The 16,218-nt window shown below is 37.2% G+C and carries 18 protein-coding genes; 2 read left to right on the top strand and 16 right to left on the bottom strand.

All coding sequences use genetic code 11. From position 1 onward, the window contains the following. Window positions 1-169: 169 nt before the first annotated feature. The 16 genes from EGN73_RS04250 to EGN73_RS04175 form a co-directional block, all read right to left on the bottom strand. The gene (locus EGN73_RS04250; protein ID WP_219287233.1) at window positions 170-748 is read right to left on the bottom strand and encodes an NAD(P)H-dependent oxidoreductase; all 579 of its coding nucleotides are present in this window, start codon (window positions 746-748) and stop codon (window positions 170-172) included. A gap of 5 nt (window positions 749-753) precedes the next feature. After that, window positions 754-1,092 (bottom strand): hypothetical protein, encoded by a 339-nt coding sequence (locus tag EGN73_RS04245; protein WP_219287232.1) that lies wholly within the window; start codon window positions 1,090-1,092, stop codon window positions 754-756. A gap of 56 nt (window positions 1,093-1,148) precedes the next feature. Further along, on the bottom strand, window positions 1,149-1,763 hold the full coding sequence (locus EGN73_RS04240; RefSeq protein ID WP_246611469.1) for a Crp/Fnr family transcriptional regulator: 615 nt from the start codon (window positions 1,761-1,763) through the stop codon (window positions 1,149-1,151). 80 nt (window positions 1,764-1,843) lie between these two features. Then, window positions 1,844-2,257: a VOC family protein gene (locus EGN73_RS04235; protein ID WP_219287231.1), complete on the bottom strand. Its 414-nt coding sequence runs from the start codon at window positions 2,255-2,257 to the stop codon at window positions 1,844-1,846. A 70-nt stretch (window positions 2,258-2,327) separates the two neighbouring features. Beyond that, the gene (locus EGN73_RS04230; protein WP_219287230.1) at window positions 2,328-3,029 is read right to left on the bottom strand and encodes a DUF4386 domain-containing protein; all 702 of its coding nucleotides are present in this window, start codon (window positions 3,027-3,029) and stop codon (window positions 2,328-2,330) included. A gap of 127 nt (window positions 3,030-3,156) precedes the next feature. Beyond that, window positions 3,157-4,260: a serine hydrolase domain-containing protein gene (locus EGN73_RS04225; protein ID WP_219287229.1), complete on the bottom strand. Its 1,104-nt coding sequence runs from the start codon at window positions 4,258-4,260 to the stop codon at window positions 3,157-3,159. Between the two features lie 517 nt (window positions 4,261-4,777). Continuing rightward, window positions 4,778-5,035 carry a hypothetical protein gene (locus tag EGN73_RS04220; RefSeq protein WP_219287228.1) on the bottom strand — a complete coding sequence of 86 codons (258 nt, stop codon included), beginning with the start codon at window positions 5,033-5,035 and terminating at the stop codon, window positions 4,778-4,780. Window positions 5,036-5,164: 129 nt separating this feature from the next. Continuing rightward, window positions 5,165-5,989, bottom strand: a complete 825-nt coding sequence (gene lgt, locus EGN73_RS04215) for a prolipoprotein diacylglyceryl transferase (RefSeq protein WP_219287227.1) — start codon at window positions 5,987-5,989, stop codon at window positions 5,165-5,167. After that, window positions 5,986-6,174, bottom strand: coding sequence for a hypothetical protein (locus EGN73_RS04210; protein WP_219287226.1), 189 nt, complete (start codon window positions 6,172-6,174; stop codon window positions 5,986-5,988). The genes lgt and EGN73_RS04210 overlap by 4 nt, the downstream gene beginning before the upstream one ends. Next, window positions 6,161-6,655, bottom strand: coding sequence for an RNA polymerase sigma factor (locus EGN73_RS04205; RefSeq protein WP_219287225.1), 495 nt, complete (start codon window positions 6,653-6,655; stop codon window positions 6,161-6,163). Before EGN73_RS04205 ends, EGN73_RS04210 begins: the two co-directional genes overlap by 14 nt. A 723-nt stretch (window positions 6,656-7,378) precedes the next feature. After that, entirely contained in the window at window positions 7,379-8,356 is a 978-nt protein-coding gene (locus EGN73_RS04200; RefSeq protein WP_219287224.1) for an NAD(P)-dependent alcohol dehydrogenase, read from the bottom strand. 427 nt (window positions 8,357-8,783) lie between these two features. Further along, a complete protein-coding gene (locus tag EGN73_RS04195) occupies window positions 8,784-9,170 on the bottom strand; it encodes a VOC family protein (RefSeq protein WP_219287223.1) in 387 nt (128 codons plus the stop codon). 449 nt (window positions 9,171-9,619) lie between these two features. Next, on the bottom strand, window positions 9,620-10,105 hold the full coding sequence (locus EGN73_RS04190) for a pyridoxamine 5'-phosphate oxidase family protein (RefSeq protein ID WP_219287222.1): 486 nt from the start codon (window positions 10,103-10,105) through the stop codon (window positions 9,620-9,622). An 847-nt stretch (window positions 10,106-10,952) separates the two neighbouring features. Further along, window positions 10,953-11,639, bottom strand: a complete 687-nt coding sequence (locus EGN73_RS04185; protein WP_219287221.1) for a formylglycine-generating enzyme family protein — start codon at window positions 11,637-11,639, stop codon at window positions 10,953-10,955. A 20-nt stretch (window positions 11,640-11,659) separates the two neighbouring features. Then, window positions 11,660-12,349 carry a DinB family protein gene (locus EGN73_RS04180; protein WP_246611468.1) on the bottom strand — a complete coding sequence of 230 codons (690 nt, stop codon included), beginning with the start codon at window positions 12,347-12,349 and terminating at the stop codon, window positions 11,660-11,662. 104 nt (window positions 12,350-12,453) lie between these two features. Then, window positions 12,454-13,935, bottom strand: a complete 1,482-nt coding sequence (locus EGN73_RS04175) for a serine hydrolase domain-containing protein (RefSeq protein ID WP_219287220.1) — start codon at window positions 13,933-13,935, stop codon at window positions 12,454-12,456. A gap of 421 nt (window positions 13,936-14,356) precedes the next feature. On the opposite strand from EGN73_RS04175, the gene EGN73_RS04170 reads away from it, so the two are divergent. Beyond that, window positions 14,357-14,602 carry a hypothetical protein gene (locus EGN73_RS04170; protein WP_219287219.1) on the top strand — a complete coding sequence of 82 codons (246 nt, stop codon included), beginning with the start codon at window positions 14,357-14,359 and terminating at the stop codon, window positions 14,600-14,602. Between the two features lie 776 nt (window positions 14,603-15,378). Continuing rightward, window positions 15,379-16,149 carry a DeoR/GlpR family DNA-binding transcription regulator gene (locus EGN73_RS04165; RefSeq protein WP_219287218.1) on the top strand — a complete coding sequence of 257 codons (771 nt, stop codon included), beginning with the start codon at window positions 15,379-15,381 and terminating at the stop codon, window positions 16,147-16,149. The last annotated feature ends 69 nt before the right edge of the window (window positions 16,150-16,218 follow it).

The following is a 16,218-nucleotide window of genomic DNA, read 5'->3' as shown; positions in this document are numbered from 1 at the left end:
TCAGGGCAAATTACTACTTTTTCTGAATACCATTTCCAAAACTCTCTTTTTCCAGTTCCTCCATTTGCAAAGAAGTCATTGCTATGCCTGAATGGAAAGATTAGGACTATAAGTAGGTAGTTCATCTTCATCGGTATTTTTCAAATGCTTTTAAATATCCTGATAACAATTACTTATTCAATAAACCTAATCTTCCAACTTTTTCCAGCCATTTCATCCTATATTCTTCTTTGGAAAGCCTCACAGGGCCGATAGTTGTGATCTTGACCTTTTTTACTCCTATAAAATTCAATGTGCCTTTTTTGAGGGCATTATGGCTCGGATTTCCATATACCCACCTGTAATACCAGGCAGGCTGGTCTAGGGTGCAGATGATCCTTGCTGTTTTGCCAACTAACAATTTGTCGCTGAATAAGGAATTCTGTCTTTTTTGAAATGCAAAACCGGGAAGTAAAACCCTATCAAGAAACCCTTTCATGATGGCAGGGAAAGAACTCCACCAAACCGGGTAGATCCACACCATGTGGTCAGCCCATTTAATTTTATCCTGAGCGTCCAAAAGGTCCGGCTCCAGATCTGTCCTCTTGCGGTATCCAAATTTCAGGTTAGGGTCAAAGTTCAAGTCCCTAATGTTTATTTCTTTGATTTCGGAACAGGCTTTTTCGGCACCTTTTTTATAGGCATCTGAAAGGGCAAAACTGAAGCTCTCCTTATCCGGGTGGCCATTGATGATTAAAATCTTTTTCATATAGCTTACAGGTTTTTTTTCAGTTTCAGTTCGAACTTAGATTTCGTCAGGCTTCCTCTTTTGAAGAATAAAAAAAGTATGTAGCAAGCAGGAACGGTCAAATAGACAAAACAAATGGCAAAAGCAATGAAAGCACAGATTCCTGCAGTGATAAGGGTAAGAGTTAGGTTTATGTCAGGGAATATAAATTCCAGATTTTTAAAAATATAATGGTAAATGTCCAAAGCATATCCATAAAAACGGATGGAGAGCTCATAAAGAAGCCAAGCTGGGTAAAACCATATTCTGATCGGCAACCACCACTTGCCGAAGATTGATTGGGGTTGATTTTGTAATTCTTCCATTTATGATCCTTTTTGACAAAAGTCCAACAAACGGAAGCGTCATCATTTGATTTAGATCAAATTCGGTTTTTGGGATTCCGGATTCTGCTAAGGGTTTCCAAAGTCACACCCAAATAGGAGGCTATATGAGTCAGAGGAACCCTTTCGGTAATCTTGGGATAAATATTTAAAAGGTAGCGGTACCTATCAGAAGCTTTGTTAAACTGAATGGTGTAAAGCCTTTCACATAATCCCAGCATCGTTTCGGTGACCACCCTGCTGATAAACCTTTCGAAATCATGGTGCTTATCAGAAAGACTGTCCATAATTTCTTTGGAAAATTCCAATACAGTTGAATCTTCCAAAAACTCTAGATAATGTGGGCTCGGCCTGTCGCTGAAAAAGCTTACAATTGAGGCCATGAACTGGTTCTCAAAAGTGAACCAATCCGTAATGTCCTTACCCTCTTTCAGGTAAAATGCTCTCGAACAACCTGATACTATCAAATAAGCTTTTTTGGCAAATTGTCCTTCCCGGACAACCATGTCTCCTCTTTGGAATTTCCGTATGCTCAAATTGTCAATAAAATCCTGTCTACACTCAGCTGACAATGGGGAATAAGCCGCACTGGTTTCAATTAAGACTTTTTCAATGTTGATTTTTTGGGATTCTGTTATAGATGTGCTGAGCATGGTCAAAATAAGAGTTGAAGTTTATAGTAGGTCGTTGGAATAGTATTTTGAAAAGGGTCAATTTTTATAAGAACACAAGGTTACTTTGTCCTGCCATCAACTATTTTGTCATATTCGATGTCATTGGGCTCCCATAATTCAATGACATTTTTCTCATGATCTAGAATGTGAACGAATTTTCCATAGTCATGATACTCAATTTCATCCAAAATTCTTACTCCTTCTTTTTTTAATTCTTTCAGCAATGCTTCAAGGTTTTCTACTCTGTAATTGAGGATAAAATCTTTATCGGTGTAAGCAAAAAACTTGGATTCTTCTGCTGATGGACTCCATTGGGTAAACCCTTTCTTTGAAGGATCACTGCCTTGTCTCCATTCAAAATTTGTTCCCCACTGATCAGTTTCCAGCCCGAGGTGTTTTTTGTACCACTCTTTCGTCTTTTGGGGATCTTTAGATTTAAAGAATATGCCCCCGATGCCCGTTACTTTTTTCATCTTTAAGTCTTTTAACTTTTATATGATCCATGCCACCTGATTTTCTGATTGATTTTCAAACCTAAACAGCCTAATCACCATCCTTTTCACCTGTCTCATTTGCCGGACGTATTCCAAACCACAGCAGGTAACCTATCATCCAGAATTCTCCGATTGTAGCAGGAATTGTCAGGAAATCAATGAATGCAAATTCAAGGTCCAAGTATCCCAGAAATGTGCTGAGAAGATAACCTATGCCTCCGATAATGATGATCCTGCCGAGCCAGACAGGCATTCTCCCTGAACTGAGAATGATGAAACCCATGGGAATAAGCCATAACCCAAAGAATAGACTTCCTACTCCCCAAGCATTGGAACTTACATGATTTAAAAGTTCTATTAAACTTATTTTCTGTTCTAGGCCTAAGGTAAGAGATTCGGCGATCCCTATTGCAGTTGCCATTGAAATTGCACTTACCATGATGACTACAGAGTTTACAGTTCCCCATATAGCTAATGTCCAAGCCCCCCATTCATTGATAGACTTGAAAAGTCTGTAAAACCAAACGGCTGTCAGTGCTTGTGAAATGATGATGGCAAATTCTAGCAGAAGCCTGACCCTGGCAAGCTGGGTGTTTTGCGTAATATTCTCCAGGGTTTTTGTAGGGTCATCGGCTATGAATACTTGAGGATGAATGAGCAAAAAGCCTATTACTCCTGATATTGCCAAAGCCAAATACCAGATGCCGGTTACTCTTGCTGTTTTCACCAGGTTTTGAGGGATTGTATGCATGAATTTGGCTTTTGGATTGGGTGAATAATATAAGGGTCTGAAAATCAAATTTTAACAAAATGAAAATTAGTGTTTAAAAATACAACATTAAGTTTATTTGAATATTAAATCTTAATATGGCAATTTCCTAATCCAGCTTTAAAGCCACATCCCATAAGTCAAAATCACTGCTATAATACTGAAGTGAGTTGCCGCAATGTACAATTACAGTCTCTTTGTGAGGTATAATGTAGATGTTCTGCCCGAGATTTCCGTTGGCGTAAAAATGATAGGTCCCATCTTCATTTACATGGCCCCACCATTGATAGGTATAATAAATTCTTTTATCACTTCTTCCAAACCACCTTGGGTATATGTCTCTAGGAATTGATCTGTTTTCCCGGGTAGATTCAATAACCCAACTTTGCGAAATAATCTGATCGCCAAACCAATCTCCTTCTTTGAGCATCAGCTGACCGAATCGCGCATAGTCAATCGCCCGTGCCACCAAACGGCTTGGCATATATTCAAAGCTCGATGATTTGCTGTCTATGGAAAAAAGCGCATCATACTCCATTATTTTTGACCATAGTTTTTGCTCGAGATATTGGGATACGCTTAGATTGGTAGACCTTTCAATAATCAAACCCAAGTAGCTCGTGTTATAATTGGAATATTGAAAATCTTCACCCGGCCCGGATGAAATGTTAACTTTTTCAAGTAGCAGTTTACGAACATTGGGATGGTAGTAGCCTACTGCTTCATCATGCCAGGGAGCATGAATATTAGTAAAAGGTATAAGGTCTGTATTGTATTTGAGACCTGAACGCATTTCAAGAAGATCTTTTAGGGAAATTTTTTGAAAACGGGGATCACGTTCCAAAAGCTCAGGGATGTAATCAGTCATTGGGTCATCAATACTATTGATCAGACCGTCATCGAGGGCTGCTCCGATCAAAAATGAAATAAAGGACTTAGCCATGGATTGGGAATGAAAGTAAGCATCCCTCTCAAAACCATTAAAGTACTTTTCATAAATCACAGTATCCCTTTGGATCACAATAAGCGCTGTGGTTTGGGAGGCTATGGCCCATTCCTCAAAGCTGTCAAATCCAGTATTGGTGATCAGTTGATCAAACTTTGACTCTACATATGCTTCTTTAGGATGTGAAATGAATTGATTGGTTTTTTTGGCACCCTGAATTATGTGATTGTCAAAATTTCTGTAATCATAAACATCCGCTACATTCATTGTGATCAAGCGGTAAACATAGGTAGGGGAATATTTGATTGATAAAATTAGAACAAGGATCGATAAGATGAAGATAGGTATTAATACAAAAAATCCGAGAATACACTTCTTAGTTGTCATGTCTGGTTTGTAGGGCTTTAGGAATCGCAGGGAATTGGATTTGCTGACTTTTGTAATTCTTTAAGGGGGTTAAGTCCTATATTTTACTCGCCAAACCTACTAATATCTTCGATATTAAAAAATATTAGCTAAACAATGGTAGCGATTGAAACCGGAATACATTCACGATTAGGCACGACAGTTCTGGTATAATCCTCTCACAATAGGAACTACCCACCCAAAAGTCACTAGACATCTAGCTTTGAAGCTACTTTGGTATGGCATTGCTGAAGGTGGGTTGGGCAGTAGAAGGGATTATTTTTATTTTGAATGCTAAGGCAGAAAGATTCATATTTTCATCAAGGTCAAATGCAGGTTAGTTTGTTTTTACTTTTCATCCAAATAGGGTGAAAATTACCTAATCATCTGTTTCCAGCTCTTCAGGAAACTTGTACCAAGACGTTGCCAATCCTTTGAGGTTCTCAGCGGTACATTCTCTGCAGTTATCTGTTCCGGTCCATACCAGTTTGTCATTGATGTATATGTTTGCTGTGATGCTGGGAGATGGGCTTCTTTGGGTGTTTTCATCACACTCAGCACAAAAGGCAGTAGCAGCAATCAGAAGCTCTATGGGCTGCACTGTTGGCTGAAAGGAGTATCTCCAACCACTTGGCATGCTGTTCCCAATGTTAAGGTTCCTGATTTTTTGACTAATGATGGCATCCTGATTTTTTTAAACATAATCCATTTTTTACAGCTCAGTTATTTTTTGGCTTTTAAGGATCAGCCTAAGGGTAATAAAGGATCAATTTTTATCAGATCCACGTAATCGTATTTTTACACTCCAAAGCATAATCAAAAGCCCTAAAATGATTAAAGGAATGCTGAGAATCTGCCCCATATTCAGGAATAGGTTTTCTTCAAATTCTACTTGATTTTCCTTGATGAACTCCATAAAGAACCTCTGGGTGAAAACCAGAGTCAGGCCAAGACCGAACAAAAATCCTTTGTGCATCCGGACTTTTCCTGATTTCCAAACAAGGTAAAGAATTATAAAAATCCCAAAATAAAATAAGGCTTCATACAATTGGGCAGGATGCCTGGGTAATGGATCGACGTGTGCAAAAATAAAAGCCCATGGTACCTGTGTCGGAATTCCAATAATTTCTGAATTCATTAAATTCCCTATTCTTATGAAGCCTCCAAGTATTGCCCCAGCTACTGTCAGTCTATCCAATGACCATAAAAAATCTTCTTTATATTTTCCAATGTATAGATATAAGGCTATCAAAGCTCCCAAGACCCCTCCGTGACTAGCCAAGCCCAATAATCCTGTAAATTGGAATGCGGGATTGATTTTTATAGGTAGGATTTCAATGGGATTATTGAGATAATATGCGGGATCATAGAAAAGTACATGCCCTAACCTGGCACCGACTACTGCTCCTACAATAACATAAACTGTCAGTCTGTCCAATTCTTCAATAGGGCGGTTTTCAAACTTGAAAATCCTCACAAGAACCTGATACCCTAACATCATTCCGATTACCCAAGAGATGCCGTACCATCTAAGGAACTCAAAATCTGCGATAACGAACGGGTCTATATCCCATAAAATGAAAGAAATCATCCTCCCTGACAGCAGATAATCAAAACAAGGATCATCAGTGAATTGACTACTATTCCTGGCAGTCTGTTTATAGGTACGTTTTCAACCTCTTCTATCAGAGCAAGGATTTCATCTTTATTCGTTTCATCCATGGAATTGATCAGTTTGAACTGTCTCCATGCAGGTTTAAGATTATTTAAATTCATTGAGATTTTTAAATTTTGCTTTTAGTTCGCTTTTTACCCTATTGAGCCGGGTACTGATATTGGTCGGGCTCATGCCTAAAATGGCTGACATTTCCTTGTTTTTATATCCTTCCAAGAAAAGGATGACTATAGCTTTGTCAATGTCCTTTAATGACTGAAGTACCATGTTTAAAAGTTCAATATCCCCATCAGCCATAATTGAAGGCGTGGATAAGTTTGACATCTGTAGGGGCTCGGTGATGATCTTGGTTTTTTCGTTTCTCACTTTGGCCAATAAAGTGTTGAGGCTGACCCTGTAAATCCAGGTGCCGATGGCAGACTCCCCCCTGTAGTTCTCCAATGATTTCCAAAGTTGTAAAACGATGTCTTGGTAGGCATCTTTCTGATCCTCATAATCAGTATAATAAGCTTTGCAGAGGCTTTTTATAATCCCCTGATGCTCACTCATTATACGGATGAAGTATTGCTTTTTCTTTTCCACTGAAAATCTGATCTTTAAACTATTAGTAGCGAATTTTTGAAAATTGTCACACCAATGATTGATTTTATATGTAAAGCCTGTTTCTGGTAGGTGGATCGTATTGTAGAAAAATAACAGAATTCAGCAGAAATTCCATTTTATTAAATGTTGAATGAACAGTGAAAAATGAGATGGTGTTACCTATTATCATTGGGATTTGGTTGTTTTTAGGAATTATATATTCGGTTCAGACTTGTTTAGTTCTACAATTCCCTGTTCAATTGAGGGAATAATTGAAGAAGGGATTTTCTTTTTGTTTATTTGTTCAATGAGCTGTCTGAATTAATTGAATTGTGTCATTAATTTTGAATCCTGTTTGAGCCCTTTGGCTGAATTGGCTTGCTGAGTTTCATGGAATTGAGATGAAATCTTATAAATACTTGAATAAAATGAATTTAAATCTAAGAAAGATAAATTAGTAGGTGAAAATTAAAGCTTTCAATATGTCATTTTTTTGATTCGCTATTATCAAATTCCTCTTTGAGGCTCTTTAAAGTGGTACGGATGATCTTGGAATCAAGGGTATTGTTTTGGATATAAAAAATCTCAGTATAATTCTGCACATTAGACAATGAAATCAAGTCTGATTTCTTTATTTTAAATATTCAGTTGGTATTCTCCCTGAATAGTCTACACCTCTACCAGAGGTATCATTTTTTTTGTTCCAAGCCTAATGATTGCTTTCTAAAGAACTTTCCAATCTGCTATCTTTAATATTACGTTGCCGGTCTTTTGGCCAGTTTCAACATATTCATAAGCCTCAACAATTTGCTCCATTTCATATTGCCTGTCAATAACTGGTCTGTAATGTCCCTCTTCATAAAGCGATTTCAGAAAAACCACGTCTTGTTTACTAATTGATGGAAGTGGAAACAGAAGTCTTTTGCCACCCCTAAGTGGTGTAGTCAATGCCAATAATATGTTCTCCCCGTTCTTTCCTAACTCAGTCGAGATGTAAATTCCTTTTGCGGTCATTAAAGGTTTGCATTGACCAAACGAGCTTTTACCAACAGCATCAAAAATAAATTCAAACTTATCCTGGTTCTGGGTAAAATCCGCTGTTTGATAATCAATCACCGTATCTGCTCCAAGAGATTTTACCAAGCTGACATTCTTAGTATTGCAGACTGCAGTTACCTTTGCTCCAAAATAATGTAACAATTGAACAGCTGCAGATCCAATGGCTCCAGTAGCTCCGTATACCAGTACATTTTGTCCAGGGACAACTTTTGCCGCTCTGATATTCACCAGTGCATAATGGCCTCCTTCTGTAAGAGCAGCTGCTTCGTCAAAGTCTATTTTCTCTGGCATATTGGTCACGGCCTCAGTTTCGGCAATCGTTAAATACTCTCCGTGACCACCAAAGGTCTTGTCATTAAATCCAAAAACCTGATCCCCCTTTTTTAAAGTAGTCACCTCCTTACCAGTCTCTTCAACAATACCTGAAAACTCAGAGCCTAATATTTGATATTTAGGGCGAAACAATCCAGAAAAAAATCTTGAAACAAAATACTCGGCGCTGCGGAAGCCTGAGTCAGTCCGGTTAACTGTAGAAGCGTAAACCTTTACCAAAATTTCATTGTCTTTAGGTTTTGGCTTTGGAACTTCCGTCAACTTGGCAACATGTGGAGGTCCATAATTAGAATATACTATTGCTTTCATTTTTTGGGTATTCGGTTGTTTGGTGTTTGTTTTTTACTTTTTGCTGACGCGACTTTTTCTTTCAAAATTTACGGCAAGAATTCTATAAAACAGCAAACAATAGACTTCTGGGCAAAGTGAATCAATAAATCCCTCAGTGTACGGCAATGAAAAAAAAACATGGTATCGCTCGGATGTCTTTTCCAATATCCTTTATTTCATCACCTCCGAATTGATAATTAAGGCTTAGGCCCATCATACTGAATGATTACACCTTTTTATTTTTTGAAATTCTCCCCCTGCTCAATAATCTCCTTATAAACTCCATGTAGGTCTATCGATGGGTTGGCAGTGGCAATTTTCTACTTCGCCCTTTTCTTCAAAATTTTGAAATTGAGGTTTTCATCTTGGTTTTTATTGTCCCTGACAACTTTGATGTGAACAGCTTTTATTCAGTGATTTCAATCAAATTCCCTTCCGGGTCAGAGATTACGCTTTCATAGTATCCGTCGCCTGTTGTTCGAGGTTCCCCGATTACATTAAATCCATTTTTTCGCAACGATTCTGTAAGCGAGTCAACTTTCTTTTTTGATCCAACTGAAATGGCAAAATGAGCTAACCCTAATTTTAAATCAGATTGCTCAATAAATTGAGAAATGTCAGGCCTATGCATTATTTCAATACGGGCACCATTCTCAAATGCTAAAAAATAGGAGCTGAATTTTTTGTTTGGATTGTAATATTTTTCACTTGATTTCAAGTTGAAATATTTCACATAAAAATCTTTCATTTTTTCTAAATCAAAAGTCCAAATCGCAATATGTTCAATTTTCATTTTTTGTTTTTTCAGATTGAGGGCCAACTTATTTAAAAAACGAATCTACACCATGAGACTTAAAAAATCTCTTTATTTTTCATCATTGATCCTCAATAAATTCAAAGTTCTTTTAATCCTTTAATTTGTTTGTTTGGAATCCATTTCTGAGGTTTTTCAGTTTTTACATAAGTTACCTCAACACAATTTCCACCCTTCGGTTTTTTGTTCTGCCTCCATCTTCCAGCTGTTTAAAATAGGTCCGAAATACCTAGGTAGCACTTACCCCCTTTGGTCAATAATGTTTTCAATCAAAACCAAACACCCTTCAGCGGATTTGGTATCAGTAAGCGTATTGAATTCTCTATTTTATAAGAAGAACCCTATTATTCACCTTTAATGCGAGCAGGCTGGAAGCTCCTTTTTGATCATATGGCTTCTGAATCTAATGATCGTCTATGTGAACTGAATTACAGCTTCCCTGTCATTTTACCTAAATTAACTTTTTCTGCTTTTGTAAAAGTTATTTCCCTTACAAAATCCATCTTGCCCCATAAGTAATGATTACCCTTAAGCCATCTTGTGCTACTCATTCTGGAATTAAGTCTTTTGATATCAATATCAGTAGCTTTTCTTTTTTGGCCAAGTTGACCATAGAGTTTTATTGCCGGATATGATTTGAAATTCCCTTTGAACAGGGAAGACAGCCAAAAAAACATACCGCTGTTTACTCCTAAAATGCAGATATTTTTATTGTGTTTATAGTTATCCGGAAGCTTTGAAGTGAATTTTTCAAAGTAAAATCCTGTCTGGTTGTTGTTTAAGAATAAGGAGCCAATTGGTGTTACTGTAGGGTTACCTTCTTTGTCAACAGAAGCAATGGAAACATGGAAATTCGTTCTGAAGCTTCTGTTGAAATGTTTTCTGATTTGTATCCAGTCTTTCTGAAGGTTCATGTTTTTTTTATTTGAGTTAAGTTTTTCTTTACTGCCTTTCCTTGGTCATCGGAGCTTATCACATTTTCACAAAAACCAAATTTACCCGATCCACTTCAAGCAAAAATAATCCTTTAAAGAGTAAATGCGATTTTTAAAGATCAAAAATGTACTTGGTTCCAGAGCTTTTAGTAGTTGGCCGAGGAGGAGCAACAGCAAAAAAGGCAAGATTTTTTGGTTTAAGGTTACCATAATTTCTATAAGTAAACCTGAGAAACACATTTCGCTTACGAAGCAATTTAACCTTAAAAAATGCGGAAGTATTCAAAATAATATCAGCTCTGATATAGAATTTCGGATAATTTTTTCCCAATGTTAACTCCCCATCCTAGGGTCCCAGTATCCCTGGCTTTGATGTAGCTTAGTTGTAGCTTTGAGGTAGGGGAGATGGGGTTGAGCTTTAATTAAATTGATGCTATAAATTTAAGCCTGAGATCCTAAATAAATTTCCCTTAGAGGGATTAATTTGTACAATTTAAACCGTATATGGTAGAATGGATCATGTCACCTTACACAGCTGGAGGAAGTTTTGAATTTCAAAAAGGGCAGGTTTTAGACTTCTTTTGCAAATAATAACTTACATATTTTTCAGTTACCAAGATTGAACAATTGGTTTTGCCTACTTTTTCCCGTTTTGGATCCAGGGGATACTTCAAACAGTAAGCAGTGAAAATAGTCACCTTTGATAGGTAAACTTCCCTGCAACAAACCCCCTGAATCCCTCTTTTCGCTATTTTAAATTCAATAAAACCTTGAAAATTACAAAGTGTTTAAGACTGTACCTCGATTAAAGGTTTGTTGTCCTATTCTATTTATTTTTCGCAACTCTAAATCCAAGGTCGTCAATTTTAAATTTTAATGGGTGACTTCTTCTTCGTGTCGTTGCCATAACACTCCTTTCTACATCGCAAAATCCACCACCACGGAAAATACGGTAAGAACCATAAACTTCTTTGTCATATAAATCAGAACACCATTCCCATACGTTGCCCAACATATCATAAAGTCCCCAAGCATTAGGTGTCTTTTGTCCAACTTTTTGAGTTCTATTATCTGAGTTGCTTTTATACCAAGCAATGTCATTTAGGAACCCATATCTTTTTCCAGAAGTGCCTGCTTTACAAGCATATTCCCATTCGGCCTCTGTCGGTAAACGAAAACCATCCGCTGATTTTTCAAAGATTATCTCTTCGTTTTCTTCTTGGATTAAATAGCAGGGGTTCAAGTCAGTTTGGGCCGAAAGTTTATTGCAAAAAATTACTGCATCTTTAAAACTCACAGTTTCAACTGGAAGTAAATCTCCTTTATAAGTACTTGGGTTTTCATTGGTTATTTTAAAATATAAGTCTTGGGTTACCGGAAACCTGGAAAGTAAAAATGGTTCAATTTCAACGGACCATTTCTCTTTAGTTCTGTCATCACGTAATTCAACCCTTCCTTTCGGAATTTCAACCATTTGGTCGAGAACAGTTGAAGTGTACTTCTCTATAGGCATGTCTTTGTGTAATTTAGCGCTTAATCCTCTCTTCTTCTTAATCCAAAGTCGTGGCGTTGGTCAATGAGCCGCTTAATGATACCGATTTGTCCACAGTGATACATTGTATGATTTATATTCCAATTTAAAGCCTCAAATTTTGTCTTTGCAATTGGGTGTGGAGTAGGCATTGGTTCCAGCTTTTTTTGAAGCCCTGTCAAAGAAAGAGTTTTTATAATGTCGATTGATTTATGTTGTACCATAGTCAATTGATTAATCAGATCGCTTGGGTTAATCTTACCAACTGATTTTCTGGGCAATGCATTAGTGAATAATTCATCGTGCTCTTTTAAAGGAATTTTTTGAATTATGTCCATTTGATGCCCCACTATAACCATTATGGAGTGGTAATAATGGCTCATTATTAAATGACCAACCTGCCAACTTATTGTTGACTCGATCACGCCTGGAAGCATGTCCCATTTTTCAAGGGGGATGGTTTTTATGAGTTTGTGTGTCCAGTTGTAAACATCCTCGGTCTGCTTTGTTAAAACATCAATTTCAGTCATATCTATTAAACAGTTGCGCTTTTGTCTCTCTTTACTATTTGTGTCATGTGCCCTAGGTGTTTTTCTTTTAAAGTTCATGTATTGTGATCTGTCTCCAACCAAAATCAACTTATATGTGCAAAGCCACATAATTTCAGCAGATTTCGAAGCCTGGATTTTCATTAGTCAGATTTAGTTTATAGACTTTCAATTTGGGCTGGGAATTTTGGATACCGTTTCGTTTGCTTTACTTCATATTTTCCCGATTTCTCAATACAATCCTTGGGCTATTCAATTTTATCGAACAGGAAACCATAATAAGTTTCCAGAGAGTTTACAATATTTTCGCTATCATATTTAAACATGATTTCTATCCCTTCATCCATCTCTATAAATTCAAATTCTTTGGTTTGTACCAAGGTCCAATTGAAATAGCCATGCCTGTCCACCATTCTCAATTTACCATTATTCAAATATACCTCAACCAAGAAATCCCCTTCTACATCGGGAACAGGTCCTAATGCCCCATTATATTTATAGGTTCCAATAAGCTTTTTCAATTGGTCAGCATCAGTTAGATAGGGATCAATTTTGGTAGTTTTCTTAATCCCCCAGTCATAGTATGTAGAAATAGAATGCAAAATTTCATTGATCAAAGGACGTCCATTGTCGGCATTCGTCATTATGATTACACCGTCTCCTTTATAGGCAAAGGAGAGCAATTCATTGGTAAAGCCTTCATTTTTGCCACCATGACTGAATATCAACGAATCCCCGCCCCATTGTAATGCAGGTCCCAAACCCCATCTCTCCATTTCCCTTGTCAACATCAGTTCAATGGTTTCTTTGGATAAAAGCCCATTTTCCTTTCCCCCTAAGATCTCCTGTACTTCAATGCAATATTTAGCCAAATCTGTTGGTGTGGTCCAAAGGCCAGCAGCAGCTTTTTCAGAATAATTATGCCACTTTCCAACAATGGCCGCACCTCTTCTATTATAGGCAATGCTGGCCGAAGTTTCCAAACCCGAAGGCAGAGGTTGTTCATAAGTACTGTTGGTCATTTTTAAGGGCTGAAGGATTTTAGTAGCCATGAACTTTTCGAAATTTATTCCGCTCACATCCTCCACTACTTTTTCCATTAGCGTGTAGCCACCTCCTGAATACCTCCAGATACTACCTGGAATTGTGTCCAAAATTACTTTGGGCGTATTCCCTTCACCATTCAGAACCTGGATTATGCTAGGCAATGATTCATCATTAGTATACCCAGGAAAGCCATGTACTGTTAAGCCAGCAGTATGGGAAAGTATTTTCCTCAAGGTTACTTTTTGTTCTTTGGTATATTTACTTTCAGGAATTTCCCAGTTCTTCAGATAGGTATTTACATTCTCATTAAGGTCCAATTCTCCCTCTTCAACCAGTTTTAGGACAGACAAAGCAGCTACAGGCTTGCTGATAGAACCTGCTTGAAATAAAGTATTAGGGGTAACCGCTACCTTTTTATGGTCCAAATTATTGGCTATGCCATATCCTTTGGCCCAGCGTAGTTTACCTGCCTTGATCACAGCTATGCTTAATCCAGGTACCTTATAATGATCCATCCGTTCTTCAATTGTATATTTTACAGAAGGATCTCCATCCACCTGAATAGATGTGATCAGACTACTTTCGATTTCTTTTATTTCGGCATCATGCAGACTACTGGATTCATTCTTGCAAGATGTAAGTAAAAAGATAGCCAATGAAATAGCCGTAAAGATTGTTCTCATTTCTTATTATCTGATTTTAATTATTATCAATTTAGTTAAATAAAAAATGAAATTTCACAATCAGGCTATTATTATTTCATATTGCTTCCAATTCCTAGCTAAGGAAAGCAGCTTTTCAAACTGGTTAGTCCATGTTCTTTCTAATCCAAAATCAAATCTATCGTTGAACTAAAATTTCTAAAGGTAAATGGTTCTCCATTGGCTACACCTTTACACCTAATAGTAGTATTTACATAGTACTGGGCCTTAACTGATGTTTTTTCTTCTTTACTTTCAAATGCTATTGGACTACCGGCATATAAAGGAGTAGTAGAATTCCAGAATTCGACATAAGGGAAAGTTTTACCTTAAATTAAGAAAGCTGGAGAACATCAATTTTGACCTGGGCAGTCAGTCTACCTGTGAGTCATGGCTTGAAAAGATGAAGAACCAAGGTATTCAGGTAAGCATGGATGGAAAGGGCCGTGCTACTCAATGCTTATATAGAAAAGCTCTGGCGTACAGTCGAAAGGGAGTATGTGAATCTCTTTCCCTCCGAAAATGGTTGGGTTTGGAAAAAGGTCTTGATAGGTTCTTTAGAAGATTTAATTTAGGGCTTGCTGAAAAAGTCTCAGGTATGCCAGATTCAAAGCGGGCGAATGAAGATGTATGCTTATACTTCGAGTGAGCCCAATGAAGAACCTGTCAAGTAGCCAGGCAGGGATGGTATACCTGAGACTAGCCTTAAAATTTCGAATTTTGAAATTTTAAGGAGCACGGAAATCAAGTTATATCATTGAATAAGCGTGCACCTGCTTAAAAATAAAATACTAGACAAACGGGGTATTCATCAAAATTTAAAGAATTTATTCTCCTGTTGGAGTTTTTCAGCACGCCCTAATTTAGAACGAAGCCATCAGGGTATAAGCAGAAGAAAAACTGCCGATGTGTATAAGTTAGGCTTGAAAAAAGCAGCCTAGTTGTTTTATCATCTCAAATGCAAAGGTAACAGCCGTCTGGAACCTGTCAAGGGTAAAATGAACGGTCTGCCGCAGGCGCATCACAGACCGCCCTTGACAGAATCCATCCGGCTTGTTGGTAGGCATTTAAGAGATGAAAAACAAAAAGAAAATTCAGTTAAGAATAGCGGACAAGTGGTCTGATAATGGGGAGTAGTTCACTCAATAGTAAATAGTAGCACTTTACTATTAGGAGAGGGAAGGTATTTGAAATGAATAGTTCTTTATTTTACCCTCTCCCCCAATAGGAGTACATTAAACCTGAAGTTCTGACGGTTTATCCCAATAAAAAGTCCAACAGAAATGATGAATTTGTTTAAAAACTGAAAGGCCTTCTTTTTTAATTTTGTTTCGTTTATTTAAATTATACTTTTAAAATTTAATGTTTATTTTTTATTTTTGAAGATTGACTAATTTTATTTGTAATTAATTTATTGCTGAAGAAATGGATTTACTACCCAATCAAAGGAGAGAAAAAATTGTCGAAATGCTTAAAGAAGACGGTTCTGCGAAAGTAAGTAACCTGGCTAAACTTTTTAAAGTGACTGATGTGACAATTAGACAAGATCTCGAGAAGTTGGAAAAAAATGGTTTAGTAAAAAGAGAACATGGGGGAGTATTTTTAAAAAACATTGAAGATCAAGTGAAAAACTTTTCACTGGCAAATCAGGAAAATTTAGATAAAAAAGAATTGATTGCTACTAAATGTCTTGAATATATAGAAACCGGAGATACTATTATTTTGGATTCAGGTTCTACAACAACCGAGATTGCAAAAAAACTTAGGGGTTTCAAAAATCTCACTGTCATTACAAATGCTTTGAATATAGCTATTTTACTTGGAGCTGAGCCTCATATTGATGTGGTGATGACTGGCGGAGAATTCAAGCCCCCCACATTATCTCTAACAGGACAGAAGGCGGCTGAATTTTTTGAGGGTCTCTACGTGCAAAAACTGTTTTTGGCTACAGCTGGGATTTCGTTGAAAGCCGGCTTGACTTATCCTAGTATAAGTGATCTTGTGGTGAAAAAGGCAATGATTGATGCTGCAGATCAGACGTTCCTTGTTGCGGATTCTACTAAATTCGGAAAAAGTTCCTTCGCCAGTTTGGGAGCATTGTCTTTGATAGATCACATTATTACAGATGCTGAACTGGACAAAAAGTATAAGAAAGTATTTGAAGATAATGAGATAGAGTTAATACTTGCCGAATAACATCAGTGTTTCCATTATGGATTTTAAGGGATACTTCGTATCCCTTTTTTTTTAGCATTGAAAGTTTCT

Origin of the sequence: Arthrospiribacter ruber, assembly GCF_019343195.1 — a bacterium.
Lineage (GTDB): Bacteria > Bacteroidota > Bacteroidia > Cytophagales > Cyclobacteriaceae > Arthrospiribacter > Arthrospiribacter ruber.
The sequence above is the reverse complement of the archived record's forward strand: the minus strand, read 5'-3'. Positions and strand labels throughout refer to the sequence as shown.

Coding starts and splice junctions, on each gene's coding strand:
- EGN73_RS04175 (WP_219287220.1), bottom strand. CDS start 13,935: ATGAGAACAATCTTTACGGCTATTTCATTGGCTATCTTTTTACTTACA.
- EGN73_RS04200 (WP_219287224.1), bottom strand. CDS start 8,356: ATGAAAGCAATAGTATATTCTAATTATGGACCTCCACATGTTGCCAAG.
- EGN73_RS04240 (WP_246611469.1), bottom strand. CDS start 1,763: ATGCTCAGCACATCTATAACAGAATCCCAAAAAATCAACATTGAAAAA.
- EGN73_RS04245 (WP_219287232.1), bottom strand. CDS start 1,092: ATGGAAGAATTACAAAATCAACCCCAATCAATCTTCGGCAAGTGGTGG.
- EGN73_RS04250 (WP_219287233.1), bottom strand. CDS start 748: ATGAAAAAGATTTTAATCATCAATGGCCACCCGGATAAGGAGAGCTTC.
- EGN73_RS04235 (WP_219287231.1), bottom strand. CDS start 2,257: ATGAAAAAAGTAACGGGCATCGGGGGCATATTCTTTAAATCTAAAGAT.
- EGN73_RS04170 (WP_219287219.1), top strand. CDS start 14,357: ATGAAGAACCAAGGTATTCAGGTAAGCATGGATGGAAAGGGCCGTGCT.
- EGN73_RS04195 (WP_219287223.1), bottom strand. CDS start 9,170: ATGAAAATTGAACATATTGCGATTTGGACTTTTGATTTAGAAAAAATG.
- EGN73_RS04180 (WP_246611468.1), bottom strand. CDS start 12,349: ATGAAAATCCAGGCTTCGAAATCTGCTGAAATTATGTGGCTTTGCACA.
- EGN73_RS04185 (WP_219287221.1), bottom strand. CDS start 11,639: ATGCCTATAGAGAAGTACACTTCAACTGTTCTCGACCAAATGGTTGAA.
- EGN73_RS04165 (WP_219287218.1), top strand. CDS start 15,379: ATGGATTTACTACCCAATCAAAGGAGAGAAAAAATTGTCGAAATGCTT.
- EGN73_RS04210 (WP_219287226.1), bottom strand. CDS start 6,174: ATGAATTTAAATAATCTTAAACCTGCATGGAGACAGTTCAAACTGATC.
- EGN73_RS04190 (WP_219287222.1), bottom strand. CDS start 10,105: ATGAACCTTCAGAAAGACTGGATACAAATCAGAAAACATTTCAACAGA.
- EGN73_RS04220 (WP_219287228.1), bottom strand. CDS start 5,035: ATGCCAAGTGGTTGGAGATACTCCTTTCAGCCAACAGTGCAGCCCATA.
- EGN73_RS04225 (WP_219287229.1), bottom strand. CDS start 4,260: ATGAATGTAGCGGATGTTTATGATTACAGAAATTTTGACAATCACATA.
- lgt (WP_219287227.1), bottom strand. CDS start 5,989: ATGATTTCTTTCATTTTATGGGATATAGACCCGTTCGTTATCGCAGAT.
- EGN73_RS04230 (WP_219287230.1), bottom strand. CDS start 3,029: ATGCATACAATCCCTCAAAACCTGGTGAAAACAGCAAGAGTAACCGGC.